Genomic DNA, 16795 nt, shown 5'->3' on the forward strand with positions numbered 1-16795 from the left:
CTGCCGATCAGCGAGGCTGGTCCAATCAGCCATCACCAATCACCAATCACCAATCACCAGCGCAGCTTGCGCCGTGCCAGCGCAGCGCCCAGTTGCGTTTGCAGCGCCTGCGCCTGCGCCAAAGGCACAAAGCGCAAGCGCAAGGCCGGGCCGGTGGGACTGGCGCCGGCGGTGTCCAGCCACAGCGTGGCAGTGCCGGTCAGGCGATCCAGCGGCGAGCGTTGCAGCTGCAGCGCCTGCAGCTTATCCAGCTCGGCCAGCCGCCACCAGCGCTTCCACCAGCCGCCGCGTACCGCCACATAGCGCGCATCCACCGCATAGCCCATGCGGTGCACTTGGCGATGCGCCTTGAAGGCGCTCCAGGGCAGCCACAGCAGCAACCACGCAGCCTGACTGCCGAACTGCCACGCCAGCCCGGCCACCAGCGGCAGCAACATCAGCAGCGTCGGCAGGCTCAGCCGCCACCAGCAGTGCGTGGCGATTGCCTGCCACTGCGCCGGCGGCCACGCAATACCCGGCAGCAGACGCTGCAACAAGGCATCGCACCGCTGCGGCTCGGCGATCGGTGCCAGCTCTTTCAGCGCGCTATCGTGGTTGTCGCCGGTGTTGGTCACGGCGGTATCCACGCGCAACTGGCGGCGGCCAAACAGGCGATGCAGCCGGCTTTCATACACCGTCCACGACTGGATCCGCCGCAGTGCAACGCTGCTGCGGATCCGCGTCAGTAGGCCGCGCTCCACGGTGAGGCGCCGCTCCGATTCGCTGAGATGAAAGCCGTGGTATTGCGCCACGGCCAGGGCCACCGAGAGCGCGCGCATGGCCAGCAGCACTGCCACGGCGGCAATCACCACCAGGATCGTGGTCACCGCCGCCCCCGGATGGATCTGGCTGACGTAGCGGTACGCGATCTCGCCATTGGTCTCGATAAAGCTGGACGCCACGCGGCGCGGAATCATCTGATAGATCACGCCGAAACTGGCGGCAACCACCACCATGCCGCGGTTGGAAATCAGGCCCAGCCGGATCACTTCGCCCATCGGCAGGCGCAACAAGGTGGTGCGGTCGTCGGTCTGCACGGCAGCTGCAGCTGCATCGGCGTGGTGGGCGCGGCGCCGTATCAGATCTTCCAGCGCCAGCGCCTGATCCAGTCGCAGCACGCGCATTTCTGCTTCGGGTTTGTGCCCGCCGGCCGATTCCAGCCGCACTTCCGCCACACCGGCCAACCGGTGCAGCAGCGATTGATGCACCACCACGTTGTGGATGCGGGCGAATGGAATGTCGCGCCGGCTGCGCTCCAGCAGGCCGCTGCGGATCGCCACGCTGTCTTGCCCGATGCGATAGCGATAGGTGAAGTAACGCAGCACCGAAATCGCCACCAGCACGGCGATCACCACGGCGGTGGCGATGTGGTCGGCAAAATCGCGGCTGCCGTCGCGGCTGCCGAACACGACCAAGGCGACCAACGGAATCAGGAACTGGCGAATCTGCTGCAGCAGCACGAACACCCACGACAGCGGATGCAGGCGCTGCTCGTCGTGGCCGGGGTGCTCGATGGCATTCACAGCGCGTCGTCGTGGTGATCGAGCTGGCGGGCGAGGCGGTCGCGCAGATGTTCGGCATCGGCCTGATCCAGGCCGGACAGTGCCACCGCATTGAGCCGGCTGCCGGCGGTGTGCACCACCAGCGTGGTCAGGCGCGTGGCGCGTTCGATCGGGCCGCGGCGCAGATCCACGTGCTGCACGCGCGAGATCGGCACGCGCGTGTCGCTCTGCCACAGATGCCCGCGTTGCAGCGCCAGGCCATGCTGGTCGAGTTTCCACAGCGTGAGCCGGTGCCTTTTGACTGCCAGCCATGCGCACAGCATCGCCAGCACCAGCGTCACGCCCAGCACCGCCGGCCAGTAGTGCCAGGCATGCAGCGCAGTGACGATGACACCGGCCGCGATCAGGCCGGCACAGCCACCGCCAAGTGCGCCATTGACCGCGGCCACGTAGGCGCCACGGCGTGGTAACTGCTGCCAGTGCGCGTGGTCCACCGGCGGTGTGTCGGCAGGCGCGGCGCTGACCAGGATGTCGGGGTGCGGCGGTGGAGCGTCGTGCACGAGGCGTGCCTGCAGAAGCGGTGCGCAAGCATAGCCGGGTGCCCGGTCAGGGCGCATCCGCTCTGGCCTTGGGTTGCAAGGAACTGGGTTGGACGGCTGACAGACGCCGTCGTGGTGCAGCGGGCAACCACGTTCGGGGGTCGAGAGTGTTTCTAGAGCGGCTAACGAAACGTAGCGAGCAATCGTCAGGTGGGCGTGGGCGGCGCATTAGAAACCGGAGTGTACGAGTGGTATATGCCGCACCGAGCACCGGCAGCGCCCGCCTGGTGGCTGCGCAGTCGTTTCGTTAGGCGATCCTCATCAGTGCGCGCGTTTGCGCTACACGGCGGGTCTCGCAGACCGACACCCACGCCGATGGCGCGCAGCGATGACGATCGAAACACGGAACTTCGTCAGGCAGACGTCAAAAGTAGGTACGCATTAGGCGCCGATGGCCGGATGCATCGGCCCCGGCACGCGCCTCCTGCGTGCCGGTGACACCCAGCCAGGCAGCCTGCTGCCCGCGCTTACTGCGCAGCCAGAATCAGCGCATCCACATCCAGCGCATGGCCGGCGCGCGCGGCCTTGGTGCGCAGATACTGCTCGTTTTCAGGGGTGATATCGCCGGTGATCGGGATGCGATCTTCGACAGCGATCCCCGCGGCGCGCAGCCGCTCGGCCTTGGCCGGGTTATTGGTCAGCAGGCGGATGCGGCCGATGCCCAGGCCGCGCAACATCGCCACCGCGCTGCCGTAGCGGCGCTCGTCCGGGCCGAAGCCCAGCTGCGCATCGGCATCGATGGTGTCCAGGCCTGCATGCTGGTAGCCGTAGGCGCGCATCTTGGCGGCGATGCCGGTGCCGCGGCCTTCCTGATCCAGATACAGCAGCACACCGCCGCCGAGATCCTTCAACTTGGCCAGGCCGTGCCGCAGCTGGTCGCCGCAGTCGCACTTGAGCGAGCCGAACAGGTCGCCGGTGAGGCACGACGAGTGCACGCGCACCGGTACCGCGCCCGACAGGTCGGGCTGGCCCACCACGATCGCCACCTGGTCGCGCTGCGCGACGCCGCCACGGAACACCACGAATTCGCTCATGCCCAGGCCGCGCAATGGCACCGGCGTGCGGGTGACGAGCTCAAAGCTGGCCGCAGCCGATTTGGCGCAGCCACTGCTCAGATCGTCCAGGCTCAGCGACTGGCATCCGGCAAAGGCGGCGTGGGCGTGCACGTCGCGCAGCTCCACGGCCAGCAGCGCCGGCAGCAACAATCCCAGCCGCGCGATCTCCACCCCGCCGGCATCCAGCGCATCGCCGGCCGCCCACTGCGCCGGCACCGGGGTGTCGCGCAGATAGGCCAATGCGGCGAGTTGGTCGTAGCTATAGTCGGCCAGGGCCACGCGCGCGCCCTGCGGCGCAGTCAGCCCCAGCACCTGGGCGCGGGTCGGCGTGACGAACAGATAGTGACGGCCCTGCGCGGCACGTGCGAACGCGGCATACGACTGCGCCGTGCTGCTGTCCAACGCCAATACCGCACGCGCCTGCCCGTCGGCGGCGGTCAACAGCACCGGCCGGCCGGCGCGCAACTCGGACGCGGCGCGCTCGCAGCGGATGGCTGCCGGGTCGCCGAAGGCCTGCGCGCTGGAGGAGGGGACGGGGCTGCTCATGCACGACTCCAGATGGGGATTGCCACGGCCGCTTCAAGGCGGACGCCGCCGCGCCAGTGCCGGCCGCATGGCGCCATTGTCGCGTGGTTCGCAACTGGCGGCTGCCACTGTCGGGTGGAACGCTGCATCCAGTGGCTGCGATTGAGTGACAGCACAGGCGCCGATTGGTTGTGCGCCGCGCGCGTTGTTCAGCGCCCGGCAATGCTTTCTAATTCGATCACCTCTCAGCTCAGCGGATCCCATGCGTCTTATCGACTGCAGCGAAGCGCGTCACGCCAGCGCGATCCTGGACATCTTCAACGAGGCCATCGCCAACTCGACCGCGTTGTACGACTACCGGCCGCGTCTGCCGGAGAGCATGGTCGGCTGGTTCGCCACCAAGCGCGCGGGCGGCTTTCCGGTGATTGGTGTCGAAGATGCCGATGGCACGCTGATGGGCTTTGCCAGTTACGGCACCTTTCGCGCCTGGCCGGCGTTCAAGTACAGCGTCGAACATTCGATCTATGTGCACCATGACCATCGCGGCAAAGGCCTGGGGCGCACGTTGTTGCAAGCGCTGATCGCCGCGGCCGAGCAGCGTGGCGTGCATGTGCTGGTCGGTGGCATCGACGCCAGCAACCAGGCCAGCGTCGCGCTGCACGAACAGTTCGGCTTTACCCATGCCGGCACCGTGCGCGAGGCCGGGTTCAAGTTCGGGCGCTGGCTGGATCTGGCGTTCTATCAACGCATTCTGGCGACGCCTGCAGACCCGCACGACGACTGACGCACCCGGCCCGGCTGCCGCGCTCGATCAGGTCGGCGCGGCGCGACGATCAATGCGGATGCCGCTCGGTCGCGTAGGGGTTGGCCTCGCCGCTGCCGGGTGGGCGCAGCGTGTAGCGCTTGTAGGTCCACTGATACTGCGCCGGGTCGCGCCGGGCGATCTGTTCGATGCCGGCATTGAGTGCGCTGGCGGCACGCACCGGGTCGGGGTCGGCCACTGCCGGGTCGGCCGGTTGCACGTGCAGGGCAAACTGCAGATCCCCGCCAGTGCGTTCGCACCAGCCGTACAGCACGGTGGCGCCGGTGCGCTCGGCCAGCCGGTTGACCAGGGTCATGGTCAAGGCCGGGATGCCGAAGAACGGCGCAAACACACCATCGCCCATCTTCGGCTGTTGGTCGGGCAGGATGCCGACCGCGCCGCCGTCCTTGAGTACCTTGAACAACTGCCGCACCGCCGGGCCTTCGGCACGTACCTGGCGCACGTTGTCGCCGCCGCGCGCCAGCTGCAGAAATCCATCGACCGCCTCCGACTCGGGCGGCCGGTACACGATGGCGATCGGCCCGCGCTCGGACAGCCACTGGTTGAGCAGCTCCCAGTTGCCGAAGTGCGGCGCCGCCACGATCACGCCACGTCCGGAGGCCAGCGCCGCGTCGTAGAGCTCCTGCCCGTTGCGTTGCAGGCGCGCCAGGTTGTCGGCCGGCGGGCGGGTCCAGGTGCGCAGCACTTCCAGGGTCTGGCGCGCGGTCGATTGCAGGATTTGCGCGTGCAGCTGCGCGCGCTGCGCGGCGGGTAATTCCGGGTAGGCCAGTTCCAGGTTGCGGCGGGCCACGCGGGCTTCGCGCGCGTTGAGCTTGCGCCAGCTCCAGGCCAGCGCATCGGCCACGCGTTTGAGCAGCGGCCACGGCAGGCGGCCCACGGTGGCGGCGGTGGCATAGAGCAGTCGGGCGCGGACATCAGGTTTCATCCGCGCAATTCTAAACAGCGCAGCCGGCGAAGGCCCGCGCGTGACAGTGCGGACAGCGCCGGGCATGCTGCGCGGCACAGTTTGCTGGGCGAGAAAACCGATGCTTGCATTGATTCAACGCGTTACCCGGGCCTCGGTCAGTGTCGAGGGCCAGGTCGTCGGGCAAATCGGCCCCGGGTTGCTGGCGCTGGTCGGCGTGGAGCCCGGCGACAGCGACGCGCAGATCCGGCGCCTTGCCGAGCGCCTGCTGAGCTACCGGGTGTTCGGCGACGATGCCGGCAAGATGAATCGCTCGCTCACCGACACTGCCGGCGGTCTGTTGCTGGTCAGCCAGTTCACCCTGGCCGCCGACACCAGTTCCGGTAACCGGCCGGGCTTCAGCACTGCGGCACCGCCGTTGGAGGCTGAACGGGCGTTCAATCAATTGGTGGCGATCTGCCGCGAAAATCACCACGCCGGGGTGGAAACCGGGCGCTTCGGTGCCCATATGGTTGTCGACCTGGTCAATGACGGCCCGGTGACCTTCCTTCTCAGACCCTAGCCAGCGCAGTTCTACCAGCGGTCCCGTCTTGATTCCGGCAGACCGGGCTTCACGCTGGTATAATGCTAGGTTCTCTTTCCAATCTCAAAGCCGGTGGCGCGAGCACTCATGGCCAACGAACGTCCTGCCCAGCAATCCGACATCAAGCTACTGATCAGCAAGGGCCTGGAACAGGGCTATCTGACCTACGCCGAAGTCAATGACCATCTGCCCGACGACCTCGTCGACCCGGAGCAGATTGAAGACATCATCAGCATGATCAACGGCATGGGCATTGATGTCCATGAAGTTGCCCCCGATGCCGAAACCCTGCTGCTCAACGATGGCAACACCGGCAACCGCGAGGTTGACGACACTGCCGCCGAAGAAGCCGCCGCAGCGCTGACTGCCCTCGATACCGAAGGTGGCCGTACCACCGACCCGGTGCGCATGTACATGCGCGAAATGGGCACGGTCGAACTGCTGACCCGCGAAGGCGAAATCGCCATCGCCAAGCGCATCGAAGAAGGCCTGAGCCAGGTCCAGGCAGCACTGGGTGTGTTCCCGCTGTCGACCGAAATGCTGCTCGCCGATTATGAAGCGCACAAGGAAGGCAAGAAGCGTCTGGCCGAGATCGTGGTCGGCTTCAACGACCTGATCGAAGAAGCCGATGCCGCCGCTGCCGCGTTGGCCGCCGCCGGCCCGGTTGCCGTCTCCGAAGACGATGCTGCCGACGACGACGACGCCGAAGATGGCGACGACGACGCTGCCGAAGAAGAGGCCGGCCCGACCGGTCCGGACCCGGTCGAAGTCGCCACGCGCATGGAGAACCTGGCCAACGAATACGCCAAGTTCAAGAAGATCTATGCCAAGAACGGTGCCGAGCACAAGCTGGTGGTCAAGGCGCGCGAAGACATGGCCGCCATCTTCACCACGCTCAAGCTGCCGCTGCCGCTGACCGACGCGCTGGTCACCCAGCTGCGTGGTGTGGTCAACGGCATCAAGGACCACGAGCGCAAGGTGCTGCACCTGGCGACCACCGTGGCACGCATGCCGCGCAAGGACTTCATCCGCTCCTGGGAAGGCAACCAGACCAACCTGGAATGGGTGGAAGACGCACTTAAGCGCAAGCAGAAGTGGTCGTCCGCGCTGCGCGACGTCAAGGACCAGATCGTGTCCGAGCAGCAGGGCTCGATCGAGATGGAAAAGGCCAACTACCTGACTCTGGGCGAGATCAAGGAGATCAGCCGTGCGATGGCCTATGGCGAAGCCAAGGCGCGCAAGGCCAAGAAGGAAATGGTCGAGGCCAACCTGCGTCTGGTCATTTCCATCGCCAAGAAGTACACCAACCGCGGCCTGCAGTTCCTGGATCTGATCCAGGAAGGCAACATCGGCCTGATGAAGGCCGTGGACAAGTTCGAATACCGTCGCGGTTACAAGTTCTCCACGTATGCGACGTGGTGGATCCGTCAGGCCATCACCCGTTCGATCGCCGATCAGGCGCGCACCATCCGTATTCCGGTGCACATGATCGAAACGATCAACAAGTTGAACCGCATTTCCCGTCAGATGCTCCAGCAGTTCGGCCGCGAGGCCACGCCGGAGGAACTGGCCAAGGAAATGGACATGCCGGAAGACAAGATCCGCAAGGTGATGAAAATCGCCAAGGAGCCGATCTCGATGGAAACCCCGATCGGCGACGACGAGGATTCGCATCTGGGCGACTTCATCGAGGACACCAATGTGGAGTCCCCGATCGACAACACCACCAACATCAATCTCTCCGAGACGGTGCGTGACGTGTTGGCCGGCCTGACCCCGCGCGAGGCCAAGGTGCTGCGGATGCGCTTCGGTATCGACATGAACACCGATCACACGCTGGAAGAAGTCGGCAAGCAGTTCGACGTCACCCGCGAGCGGATCCGGCAGATAGAAGCCAAGGCGCTGCGCAAGCTGCGTCATCCCAGCCGCTCGGAACAGTTGCGCTCGTTCCTGGACATCGACTGACCCTAGTCGTTGTTGGAAAATGGTCGCACAACAGCCCCGCACATGCGGGGCTGTTGCGTTTCAGGCACCTGCCCGGCGATGCTGGCCGGCAGCAGCGACGCAGATTCGGACGGCGTGGCTTCACGCCTTTGCGACGAAGCCGCACCGCAACGCACTATTAAGTGGATGTTTCCTGCAATCTCACGCGAGATTGCAACCGGCGCCTTACCTTCGAGCGCGACAGGAACCTGAGACCGTCCGATGAGCAGACAAAGCCGCTTCGAAACCACCACGTACTGCGAGCATGAAATCCGTGTACGCGTCGAACAGGCTTCGCCGACAGCCAAGTGGACACTGTGGGTCGATGTGTACGCTGACGGTGGCGGCACCCGTCTGCCACGCATCAACGACCGGACCCAGACCTGGGACACCTACCAGGACGCCATCGCGCAGGGGTTTCGCGCAGGTCGCCAGTTGATCGATAAGCAACGTCAGACAGTGGATGCTTGATGGTGCGGGTGTGTGGGTGTGTGGGCGCGTTTGTGTTGTGCAGGCATCTATCTACCAAGCGTCCAGCAGACACCAGGCGCCTGCAGAATCGCAGCAAGCGGGCGCAGATGCGAACACCCGCAGAGAAGACGGCGCCGCAGCAGACAAGCTCGCGGACAGACAGGTAAACTTGCTCGACTCCTGAGGGCCCGACGCATGGCATGCGGCACCAGCGAGCGCTGTGCAGCAGGGCCTATAGCTCAACGGTTAGAGCAGAGGACTCATAATCCTTTGGTTCCAGGTTCGAATCCTGGTGGGCCCACCAAAAAACAGTCCATGAATCGCTCCGGCTTTCCTACGACACCTTGCAGCCGTAACTCACGGTAGCAATAGGGGTGTCTATGAGCAGCAAGCGATACACCGAAGCGTTCAAGGTCGAGGTGGTCAAGCAGGTCACCGACCGTGGCCACTCAGTGGCCGATGTGGCCAGCCGGCTCGGCATCTCAATCCACAGCCTATATGGTTGGCGGAAGCACTAGGCCTACCCATCGTCCACGCATTCGGCGGCAATCGAACAGACCTCGGAGTTGCGGCGGGTCACCGACGAGCGAGACACACTAAAAAGGGCCGCAGCGCACTTTGCCAAGCTGGCCGGATGAAATACGCGTTTATGCTCGATCATGAGCGGGACTTTCGCCTTCGGAATATGTGCAGGGCGTTCGGCCTACACCCCGGCGGATACGACGCATGGCGGAGCGCGCCGATGTCGCAACGTGACAAGAATGACGCGCGCGTTCTCGGTCTGATCAAGCCGTCCTTGCTGGAAAGCGGCTGTGTGTATGGTGACCGCAAGATCAACTGTGACCTTCGCGATATAGCTGAGTCGTGCGGCAAGCATCGGACAGCGCGACTGATGCGACATGAAGGCTTGCGTGCCCAGGTCGACTATGGCCGCCGGCCCGGTGTTCGTGGCGAGAAACTGGCCGCCGTGACCAGCAATCAACTGGAGCGTCAGTTCGATCCTGGCGTGGCTAATCAAGCATGGGTCACCGGCATCACCTACATTCGAACGCACGGGGGTGTACCTGGCCGTGGTGTTGGATCTTTCCTCAAGGACGATCGTGGGCTGGGCGATGCAATCGACCATGCATACCGACCTGGTGCTACACGCATTGATAATGGCCGTATGGCGACGTCAGCCGCCTGCAGGACTACTGGTCCACTCCGACCAAGGCACACAGTTCACCGGGAACGACTGGCAGGACTTTTTGAAGGCACACGGCTTGGTCAGCAGCATGATCCGTCGCGGCAATGGCCACGACAACGCAGTTGCTGAAAGCTTCTTCCAGCTCCTGAAACGTGAGCGCACCAAGCGACGGGTCTATGTGATACGCGAGGAAGCCAAGTGCGATGTCTTCAGCTACCTCGAGATGTTTTACAACACGCGGCGACAGCACGGTCATAACGACGGGCTGTCGCCGGTAGAGTTTGGAAAGCAGCAATCATCATGAGGCTGCGGGGTGTCTACAGAAGTCGGGGCGATTCATTGCGCTGCTGGCACTTGAGCGCAACAAACCGAATTTGAAGCGCTTACGGGGTCCGTTCTGCGATGGCGGCTATGTCGGTGATCGCTTTGCAATGAGTGCGCGAGATATTGGGGGAGAAGTGCAGATCGCAAAGCAAAGCGAACTGCACACCTTCCGACCATTCGAATGCGATGACGCTCAATTTCTAATCCGCAGAGTGCCATCTCTTTTCGTATCAGCGGGTCCCCGCTTTACACGCCTTGACGAGCGTCGTTTATGGTTTGCTGTCGTAATTTTTGTCTTCGTAAATGGAGAAGCCGCCCCTGATTTCCTTTGCCTTCAATGGCGTACTCGAGAGCATCAAATCGAGCGCTTTGCGGGGAGTCAGCTTACCTTTCACGATGAAAGTCGGAAGTTCTTTCACATCCGTGTTTGCGACTTCGTCAGCATCGATCGATACTGGGCAACGTGTCAGTTCTGTGAACCGAGCAACTGCCTTGCCTAGGGGCATAGATGGGATGTTCACTCGGATCGCTTTATTTTGACAATTGTAAAAGCTTGGTTCCTGCGCAAGCACGGTCTGGGAACTTATCGCCGATGCTAGTAGCGAAACTATCAGGTAGATTTTCTTCAATTTATTATCCAAGCGTTATCATGGGATTTATCATTTAACTACAAATCCGGGCTGACATCCGCAATGCGCAAGTCATATTCAGCCTATGGATAGGGATGGTGGGGAGATATAATATAGTTAATAACTATACATTTAAAATATAGATTTGGCCCTGGCAACCTGCGCTACCTATCAGAGCCCGTTCAAAGTCTTCCGAGCAGCAAAGTCAAGTGGATCATCTGCAAACTGGCATTGAGCTTGCGCTCGCAGTTTTTCCATAGCCTTGGGTTCTTCTCCAACCATGCAAGTGGGTCGGCAGTGATTCGGTCAAGCCAGTCAATTGATTTCGTAAAATGTTACGTACCTCGTAATTACGTAATGCCGGCCGTCGCAGGAGGAGCCAGTGAGAGGCGGTTCTCATGCGTGATAATTCTGGCTGATTCCGTTGACAGTCAGGGCCACAGCTGCGCTCTGTTGTCGCATCCCGCGCCGCGCCGCGATGTTGGCATGGGCGAACCAATTGCCGCCGGTCGTCAAGACTGAACCCGTTGGGAGATCGGTAGCGCGTGAGGTGACAAACGCCTTGGGTTGGATTGGCATTGATTAGTCCTTTGGCGGTACTCAATCAGTATAGAGCTGAGTTTTGCACGCCCTCGCCAAGCTGCGCGAAGCTGCTGTCGCAGCTTACTTTTTTTCTATTAATTACGTTACCTTGCGCTTGATTTTCTTGGGCATGGCGCGTCGACGACAAACTCATAATCCTTTGGTTCCAGGTTTAAATCCTGGTAGGCCACCAGGCGATGCAAGCGATTTCGTCAGGTGTAGTGCCGATAAGCATCACGCCGGACCGGATCCAAGCTGCGTTCAAGTTCAATGGCATGTATGTGCCCACGATTTCGATAGATCGGCACAGTGGATCCATGACGATGAAAGCTCGGACACCTTCGAGGGAACTTGCACTGCGGTTGAGCCAGACCTCACAACTTCTGAGGCGTAGCCCGGACTTCGGGCTGCACGAAGCACACGCTGCTGTGTGCAGCTACGAGGCAGGTGCGGCAACGCGGCGGTACCGGCAGGTATGAACATCTCTGCCCGTGCCGCGGCTCGGCCGCAATGCTTAAGAATGCGCAGCCTTCTATAGGCAGCCATTGATTAGCGCTCACGATCACGCAGTTGCCGGCGCATTACAGGCTCAAACGATGCCTGTACTGCGCCGCCGGTTCAGCCGGGTAGTCACTGCACTAGCCGTCATCGTTAGCCGAGCAGATCTTTTAACCACTGTTCGACGCTGCGCGGCGTGCTGCCGAGCAATTGCTGGGCGCTGGTGGCGGGATTGATGGTGTTGGCAGGGGTTTGCCAAAGGGCCTGGTAGAACCCGGCGATGGCCATGGCAGCGGGGCCGAGCAGGGGCTGCAATTGCTCGCCGAATGCTTCGGGTTGCACGGATTGAAAGTGCACATCGCGCTTGAAGTGCTTGGCCATTGCTGCGGCAAGGTCTGCGCCCAGCAGGCCTGGTAGCTGGCCGACGCCGACCACACCGGTGATGGCAGACTGATCGAACAGCTGCGCAGCAACGTCGGCGATGTCCAGGTGCGAGCTCCAGGACACCGGGAAATCTTCCCGGATCGGATAACCGAGGACGCCGTTGGCGTGCACGCCGCCGATGACCATGGGCAGCAGCAGGTTTTCCAGATACAGGCGTGGGGCGATGACGGCGCTGGAGACGCGGCTGCGCTGCACGCCATCGATCAGGAGGGCGATGGCCGAGTCTGGGGCTGCCTGCAATGCGTTGTCCGGTTCATCGACGATGCTGCCGCTGGTGGAGATCAGCACGCGCGCGGGCTTTGCGGCGTCGATGGCCTGGACGATATTGGTGGCGTAGGCCACGCGCACGTCCTCGGGCGCCTGAGGCAGGTGTATGAAGACGCCCTGCGCGCCGCGATAGGCATCGGTCAATGAACGGACGGAGCCATTATCGATCTGCACCGAGGGGCCGGTGACCGCGTCGGCGTTGCGTACTGCGGCCACGGCCTGCTTGCCGGCCTGCAACAGCACATTGAGCAGCGGGGCGCCTTGTGCGCCGGTGGCACCATGGATGATGTAAGTCATTGGCATACTCCTGTGGACGTGAGAGGGAAGCTGTGGCGCAGGAGCATGGACGGCGGACTTCGGTTACTTCAACTGCACTAATGGCGCGCTGCTGAATGCAAGTCGGCGCGGAGAACAAGATGACATCCAGGCAAAGGGTCGAGGTTGGTGTGGTGCTGTATGCCAATGCGCAGCAGGCGGCCGTGCTTGGCCTTACCGATCTGTTTGCGGTGGCTAACCGGCTTGCAAGCGCGAGCGGTGCAGCCGAGAGCGCATCGATCCAGGTCACGCATTGGCAGCAGGCAACGCCCAGCGCTGTGCCGTCGCGTGTAATTGAGAGCGATACACACGTTGGTGCGCGCCTGTGTGCGTTGATCCTGCCGCCAAGTCTGGGCGATGCGCCCGATGAGGAGCGCAATGGCAGCCTGATTGGCTGGCTGCGCGCGCAACATGCCCAAGGTGTCATGCTGTGCTCGGTGTGTGCGGGTGCGTTTTTGCTGGCCGGCACCGGCGTGATGGATGGACGTCGCATGACCACGCACTGGCTGCATGCAGACGCATTGCAGCAGCGCTTTCCGGCGGTCAGGGTTGATTCGGACGAGATGCTCATCGACGAGGGCGATGTCATGTCCGCCGGTGGCGTGATGTCGTGGACCGATCTGGGTCTGCGGCTGGTGGATCGCCTGCTGGGGCCGGCGGTCATGCTGGAAACCGCACGCGTGCTGCTGGTCGACCCGCCGGGCCGGCAGCAGCGCTATTACAGCGTGTTTTCGCCACGTTTGACGCATGGCGACGCGGCCATCCTGCGGGTGCAGCACTGGCTGCAGGAGACCGGTGCGCAGGATGTGGCGCTGACCCGTCTGGCCGCACACGCGGGGCTGGAGGCACGCACCTTCTTGCGCCGGTTCCAGAAGGCGACCGGCATGACCAGCACGGAGTATTGCCAGCGGCTGCGGATCGGCCGGGCGCGTGCCTTGCTGGAAGCAAATGCCATGACCATCGATGCAATTGCGTGGGACGTCGGTTACCAGGATGCGGCGGCGTTTCGCAAGGTGTTCAAGCGCATTCTTGGACTGTCGCCCAGCGACTATCGGCAGCGGTTTGCGGGTGCAAGCAGTGCCAAGGCGACCTGAGCTTACCGGCCACTTTCTTCTTCGACGCGTGGCTCCAGCACGTCGAGCGGCGGTGGGATGTCGCTACCGGCCCGGTGATGTCGGTGGTGCCACTCGTCGTGATCACCGGGCGGGCGCATGCTGATGCATGGCATTCAACGCGAGAAACACCATGACCAAGGCCGTCATCGTCATCGATCTGCAGAACGATTATTTTCCCGGCGGCAAACTGCCACTGACCGGCATCGAACCGGCCGCAGCAAATGCGTTGTCGGTGATCGCCAATGCGCGCGACACTGGCGTTCCGGTGTTGCATGTGCGTCACGAGGCGGCTGCGGGTGCTCCGTTCCTTGTTGCCGGTTCGCAGGGCGCGCAGACCCATGACACAGTTGCGCCACAGGATGGCGAAGTGGTCATCGTCAAGCAGCACGTCAACGCCTTTCGCGAGACGCAGCTTGCGCAGCAGCTACAGCAACGCGGTGTGACGGACGTAGTGATTGTCGGCGCGATGAGCCACATGTGCGTGGATGCCTGCGTGCGCGCTGCCGCCGACTTGGGCTACACGGTGACAGTGCTGCACGATGCCTGCGCCACGATGGACCTGGACTTCGATGGCACCAAGGTGCCTGCGGCCCACGTGCACGCGACGATGATGGCGGCGTTTCAGTTTGGCTATGCGGCGGTGCGATCCACACAGGAGTATCTGCAGGGTCAGTGAGACAACGGCGCGCCCGGTACTGATGATGCAGACCGATTGCCGCGCGGGATGCGCGTGGCCCGGATGCGGTGCGCAGTGCATACAGTGCGCACCGCCGCGCGAATCCAGGTGTCCGGCTGCGACGAAGGGTCGCAGGTGGCGTGCGGTTTTTTCATTACACTTCGCGGGTGCGCTTCCGTTCCTTGCCCTTGTTCAGCATGATGCAGCGTCTGGCTTGCCTGGCGCTGCTATTGCTGTTGGTCGCGCCCTTGGTCAGCCGCACGCTCGAGAACGCCTCCGGCGTTCTGGACGGGCCGCTTTGCCACAGTCAGCCCTGGCCAGTTGGCGAGGCGGCCGATGCCGTCGGTGTACATGCCGCGCAGCTGTCGGCAGACGCCCAGGCCGGGACAGCCAAGCGGTGGCCGAGCGCCCAACACGGTCTGCACCATACCGATGGCGGCCATGCGTTTGCCTGCGATTACTGCCTGCTCGCCGCGCGGCTGCTGCCCTGGCTGCTGATGGCGTGCGTGCTGTTTGCGCTCCGTCGGGGTCGGCGTGCAGTTGAGCGTCTTGCCGCTGAGGCTCCATCAGCCGCACGCTGGTTGGCACATGCGCCACGCGGCCCACCGCTGTTTGCCTGAAACATCGGATGGAGAGCCGCACCCGTCAGCGGGTGTGATGTTGGATGTTCTGGAGCGTGTAGATGACCTACTTTGCTTTGCCGCCCCGCGCGGCGGCGACGCCTTGCCTTGCTCTTTTGACGCTGGTGCCGACACTGGCGTTGATTACCCCTGCCCAGTTGCGCCGGCTAACTGCAGCCGAGCCACAACAGCCGAGTCGGATTGCTTCGAGCGATGGCGTACCGAACGCGGAGCACTGCGACCACGCAGTTGGCGTACAACCGTAGCAGCGCCGGTGAATGACACGACGGACGAATGTGTGCGGCAAGGGCTGCGATTGCTGCCGATTCGCAATCAATGGCGCGCGATAGAACGGCATGCGCAAGGCCGCTCTTAATGGATGGGAATCAGGATGCAAGCAATGCGATCTGTGTGGAAGCGACGACTGTCGCACCTAATGCTGGGCTGTCTGGTCTGCGTATTGGCGGGATGTGGGCAATGGGGCGGCGGGTCCGCCCCCAATGGCGCAGACCTCAGCGCGATGGCGCGCGGAATGGATTTTTACCTTTACGACACCGAAGGCACGCCACGGCCATTGCGCAGTTTTCGTGGCAAGGCGTTGGTGTTGTTCTTCGGCTTCACCCATTGCCCGGATGTGTGCCCGACGACGCTGGCGCGTGCGGCGCAGGTCAAGCGCAAGCTGGGTGCGGATGCGGCGAAGGTGCAATTCGCGTTCGCCACGCTGGACCCGCAACGCGATAAGCCAAACGTGCTCAGGACCTACGTGAAGGCATTCGATCCGGACTTTATCGGTTTGACCGGGAGCGAGGGCGACATCCGGGTGGCGGCAGGCAATCTGAAAGTGAGTTATGCAAAAGTGCCGATGGGGCCGACGTACACCATCGATCACTCCACCCGCAGTTTTCTTTTTGATCGCGACGGACAGCTGCGCGTGGGCCTGGCCCACGAGCAGACGGTGGACTCGGTTGTGCACGATATCCGGCAAGTGCTCTAACTGACGTAAGAGCGACCTGCCGGCTTCCCGAATTTCAACGTCGATGACCGCGATGCAATGCGCTGTGGCGTACGCACGGCTCGACCCAAGGAGAACGAAATGAAATTACATCTGCTGATGGTGAGTGCATTGTCTGCTTTGTCGATAGTGGCCTGCGAGCGCGCACCTGCGCCCGAGGCCAGCCCGGCGCCCGCTGTTGTGGCACCTGCTTCGACCACGGCGCCGGCTATGGCTCCTGTGGTGGTAGCGAGCGGCGCATGGTCGCGCGCCACGCCGCCGGGCGCGCCGGTAGCGGGCGGCTACCTCACCTTGCGTAATCAGTCGGCAACGCCGGATCGCCTGGTGGCGGTGGAATCGCCGGCCAGTGCACAGGTGGAAATCCATGAGATGACGATGGATGCGGGTGTGATGAAGATGCGCCATCTGGAACAGGGGTTGGTCTTGCCGCCTGGAAAAGACGTGGTGCTGGGTAGCGGCGGCACGCATCTGATGTTCATTGCACCGCACGCGCCATTCGAACAAGGCAAGCCGGTGGTGGCTACGCTGGTATTCGAGCATGCGCCCCGCGTCGAGGTGCAATTCGACGTTCGTCCCATCGGCGCATCGGCGCCCGATGCCGAATCGCATGACCAGCATATGCACTAGGCAGCGTCGTTGGGAA

The 16795-nt window shown here is 63.1% G+C and carries 15 protein-coding genes, 1 tRNA gene, 1 other RNA gene and 2 pseudogenes; 11 read left to right on the forward strand and 8 right to left on the reverse strand.

Translation table 11 applies throughout. The features are described 5' to 3' along the window. Positions 1-53 precede the first annotated feature (53 nt). The 4 genes from ABQZ00_RS00470 to ribA form a co-directional block, all read right to left on the reverse strand. Positions 54-1562, reverse strand: a complete 1509-nt coding sequence (locus tag ABQZ00_RS00470) for a PH domain-containing protein (protein ID WP_323537888.1) — start codon at positions 1560-1562, stop codon at positions 54-56. Next, positions 1559-2035, reverse strand: coding sequence for a PH domain-containing protein (locus tag ABQZ00_RS00475; RefSeq protein ID WP_055850214.1), 477 nt, complete (start codon positions 2033-2035; stop codon positions 1559-1561). Before ABQZ00_RS00475 ends, ABQZ00_RS00470 begins: the two co-directional genes overlap by 4 nt. 225 nt (positions 2036-2260) lie before the next feature. After that, a non-coding RNA gene (locus tag ABQZ00_RS00480) (sX9 sRNA) lies at positions 2261-2337 on the reverse strand. A gap of 270 nt (positions 2338-2607) precedes the next feature. Further along, positions 2608-3741, reverse strand: coding sequence for a GTP cyclohydrolase II RibA (gene ribA, locus ABQZ00_RS00485; RefSeq protein ID WP_323537887.1), 1134 nt, complete (start codon positions 3739-3741; stop codon positions 2608-2610). A gap of 241 nt (positions 3742-3982) precedes the next feature. On the opposite strand from ribA, the gene ABQZ00_RS00490 reads away from it, so the two are divergent. Beyond that, positions 3983-4504, forward strand: a complete 522-nt coding sequence (locus ABQZ00_RS00490; RefSeq protein WP_323537886.1) for a GNAT family N-acetyltransferase — start codon at positions 3983-3985, stop codon at positions 4502-4504. A 49-nt stretch (positions 4505-4553) separates the two neighbouring features. Here ABQZ00_RS00490 and ABQZ00_RS00495 read toward each other — a convergent pair whose 3' ends face one another. Then, entirely contained in the window at positions 4554-5570 is a 1017-nt protein-coding gene (locus tag ABQZ00_RS00495; protein ID WP_323537931.1) for a lauroyl acyltransferase, read from the reverse strand. Here ABQZ00_RS00495 and dtd point away from each other — a divergent pair. The 5 genes and pseudogenes from dtd (at position 5569) to ABQZ00_RS00520 (ending at position 10048) form a co-directional block, all read left to right on the forward strand. Continuing rightward, the gene (dtd, locus tag ABQZ00_RS00500; protein WP_311239047.1) at positions 5569-6009 is read left to right on the forward strand and encodes a D-aminoacyl-tRNA deacylase; all 441 of its coding nucleotides are present in this window, start codon (positions 5569-5571) and stop codon (positions 6007-6009) included. The two genes, ABQZ00_RS00495 and dtd, sit on opposite strands and share 2 nt — an antisense overlap. 108 nt (positions 6010-6117) lie before the next feature. After that, complete coding sequence (rpoD, locus tag ABQZ00_RS00505) at positions 6118-7995, forward strand: RNA polymerase sigma factor RpoD (protein ID WP_055847682.1); 1878 nt, start codon at positions 6118-6120, stop codon at positions 7993-7995. 240 nt (positions 7996-8235) lie between these two features. Then, positions 8236-8484, forward strand: a complete 249-nt coding sequence (locus ABQZ00_RS00510; RefSeq protein ID WP_323537885.1) for a DUF6566 family protein — start codon at positions 8236-8238, stop codon at positions 8482-8484. 228 nt (positions 8485-8712) lie between these two features. Then, a tRNA-Ile gene (locus ABQZ00_RS00515) sits at positions 8713-8788 on the forward strand. A gap of 76 nt (positions 8789-8864) precedes the next feature. Next, positions 8865-10048 (forward strand): annotated as a pseudogene (locus tag ABQZ00_RS00520) (IS3 family transposase). 215 nt (positions 10049-10263) lie between these two features. Here ABQZ00_RS00520 and ABQZ00_RS00525 read toward each other — a convergent pair. The 3 genes and pseudogenes from ABQZ00_RS00525 to ABQZ00_RS00535 form a co-directional block, all read right to left on the reverse strand. Further along, positions 10264-10623 (reverse strand): hypothetical protein, encoded by a 360-nt coding sequence (locus tag ABQZ00_RS00525; protein WP_323537884.1) that lies wholly within the window; start codon positions 10621-10623, stop codon positions 10264-10266. 182 nt (positions 10624-10805) lie between these two features. Next, a pseudogene (locus tag ABQZ00_RS00530) lies at positions 10806-10907 on the reverse strand (IS5/IS1182 family transposase); the annotation flags it as partial. Between the two features lie 949 nt (positions 10908-11856). Continuing rightward, complete coding sequence (locus ABQZ00_RS00535; RefSeq protein ID WP_323537883.1) at positions 11857-12711, reverse strand: NmrA family NAD(P)-binding protein; 855 nt, start codon at positions 12709-12711, stop codon at positions 11857-11859. Positions 12712-12830: 119 nt separating this feature from the next. Between ABQZ00_RS00535 and ABQZ00_RS00540 the strand changes: the two genes are divergently transcribed. The 5 genes from ABQZ00_RS00540 to ABQZ00_RS00560 all read left to right on the forward strand — a co-directional run bounded on the left by ABQZ00_RS00540 (position 12831) and on the right by ABQZ00_RS00560 (position 16779). After that, a complete protein-coding gene (locus tag ABQZ00_RS00540; protein WP_323537882.1) occupies positions 12831-13823 on the forward strand; it encodes a GlxA family transcriptional regulator in 993 nt (330 codons plus the stop codon). A 151-nt stretch (positions 13824-13974) separates the two neighbouring features. Beyond that, positions 13975-14520, forward strand: coding sequence for a cysteine hydrolase family protein (locus tag ABQZ00_RS00545; protein ID WP_323537881.1), 546 nt, complete (start codon positions 13975-13977; stop codon positions 14518-14520). A gap of 200 nt (positions 14521-14720) precedes the next feature. Then, a complete protein-coding gene (locus tag ABQZ00_RS00550; protein WP_323537880.1) occupies positions 14721-15140 on the forward strand; it encodes a DUF2946 family protein in 420 nt (139 codons plus the stop codon). Between the two features lie 532 nt (positions 15141-15672). Continuing rightward, complete coding sequence (locus tag ABQZ00_RS00555; protein ID WP_236699221.1) at positions 15673-16134, forward strand: SCO family protein; 462 nt, start codon at positions 15673-15675, stop codon at positions 16132-16134. A 99-nt stretch (positions 16135-16233) separates the two neighbouring features. Next, positions 16234-16779, forward strand: a complete 546-nt coding sequence (locus ABQZ00_RS00560; protein WP_323537879.1) for a copper chaperone PCu(A)C — start codon at positions 16234-16236, stop codon at positions 16777-16779. Positions 16780-16795: the final 16 nt, after the last annotated feature.

The sequence above is a fragment of the Xanthomonas sp. WHRI 10204 genome (genome assembly GCF_040202875.1).
In the GTDB taxonomy this organism is placed as follows: Bacteria; Pseudomonadota; Gammaproteobacteria; order Xanthomonadales; family Xanthomonadaceae; genus Xanthomonas.

What these genes read in the sequence shown, in the direction of transcription:
- ribA (WP_323537887.1), bottom strand. Translation starts at nt 3,741, where the DNA reads ATGAGCAGCCCCGTCCCCTCCTCCAGCGCGCAGGCCTTCGGCGACCCG.
- ABQZ00_RS00560 (WP_323537879.1), top strand. Translation starts at nt 16,234, where the DNA reads ATGAAATTACATCTGCTGATGGTGAGTGCATTGTCTGCTTTGTCGATA.
- ABQZ00_RS00550 (WP_323537880.1), top strand. Translation starts at nt 14,721, where the DNA reads ATGCAGCGTCTGGCTTGCCTGGCGCTGCTATTGCTGTTGGTCGCGCCC.
- ABQZ00_RS00545 (WP_323537881.1), top strand. Translation starts at nt 13,975, where the DNA reads ATGACCAAGGCCGTCATCGTCATCGATCTGCAGAACGATTATTTTCCC.
- ABQZ00_RS00555 (WP_236699221.1), top strand. Translation starts at nt 15,673, where the DNA reads ATGGATTTTTACCTTTACGACACCGAAGGCACGCCACGGCCATTGCGC.
- ABQZ00_RS00510 (WP_323537885.1), top strand. Translation starts at nt 8,236, where the DNA reads ATGAGCAGACAAAGCCGCTTCGAAACCACCACGTACTGCGAGCATGAA.
- ABQZ00_RS00535 (WP_323537883.1), bottom strand. Translation starts at nt 12,711, where the DNA reads ATGACTTACATCATCCATGGTGCCACCGGCGCACAAGGCGCCCCGCTG.
- ABQZ00_RS00490 (WP_323537886.1), top strand. Translation starts at nt 3,983, where the DNA reads ATGCGTCTTATCGACTGCAGCGAAGCGCGTCACGCCAGCGCGATCCTG.
- rpoD (WP_055847682.1), top strand. Translation starts at nt 6,118, where the DNA reads ATGGCCAACGAACGTCCTGCCCAGCAATCCGACATCAAGCTACTGATC.
- dtd (WP_311239047.1), top strand. Translation starts at nt 5,569, where the DNA reads ATGCTTGCATTGATTCAACGCGTTACCCGGGCCTCGGTCAGTGTCGAG.
- ABQZ00_RS00540 (WP_323537882.1), top strand. Translation starts at nt 12,831, where the DNA reads ATGACATCCAGGCAAAGGGTCGAGGTTGGTGTGGTGCTGTATGCCAAT.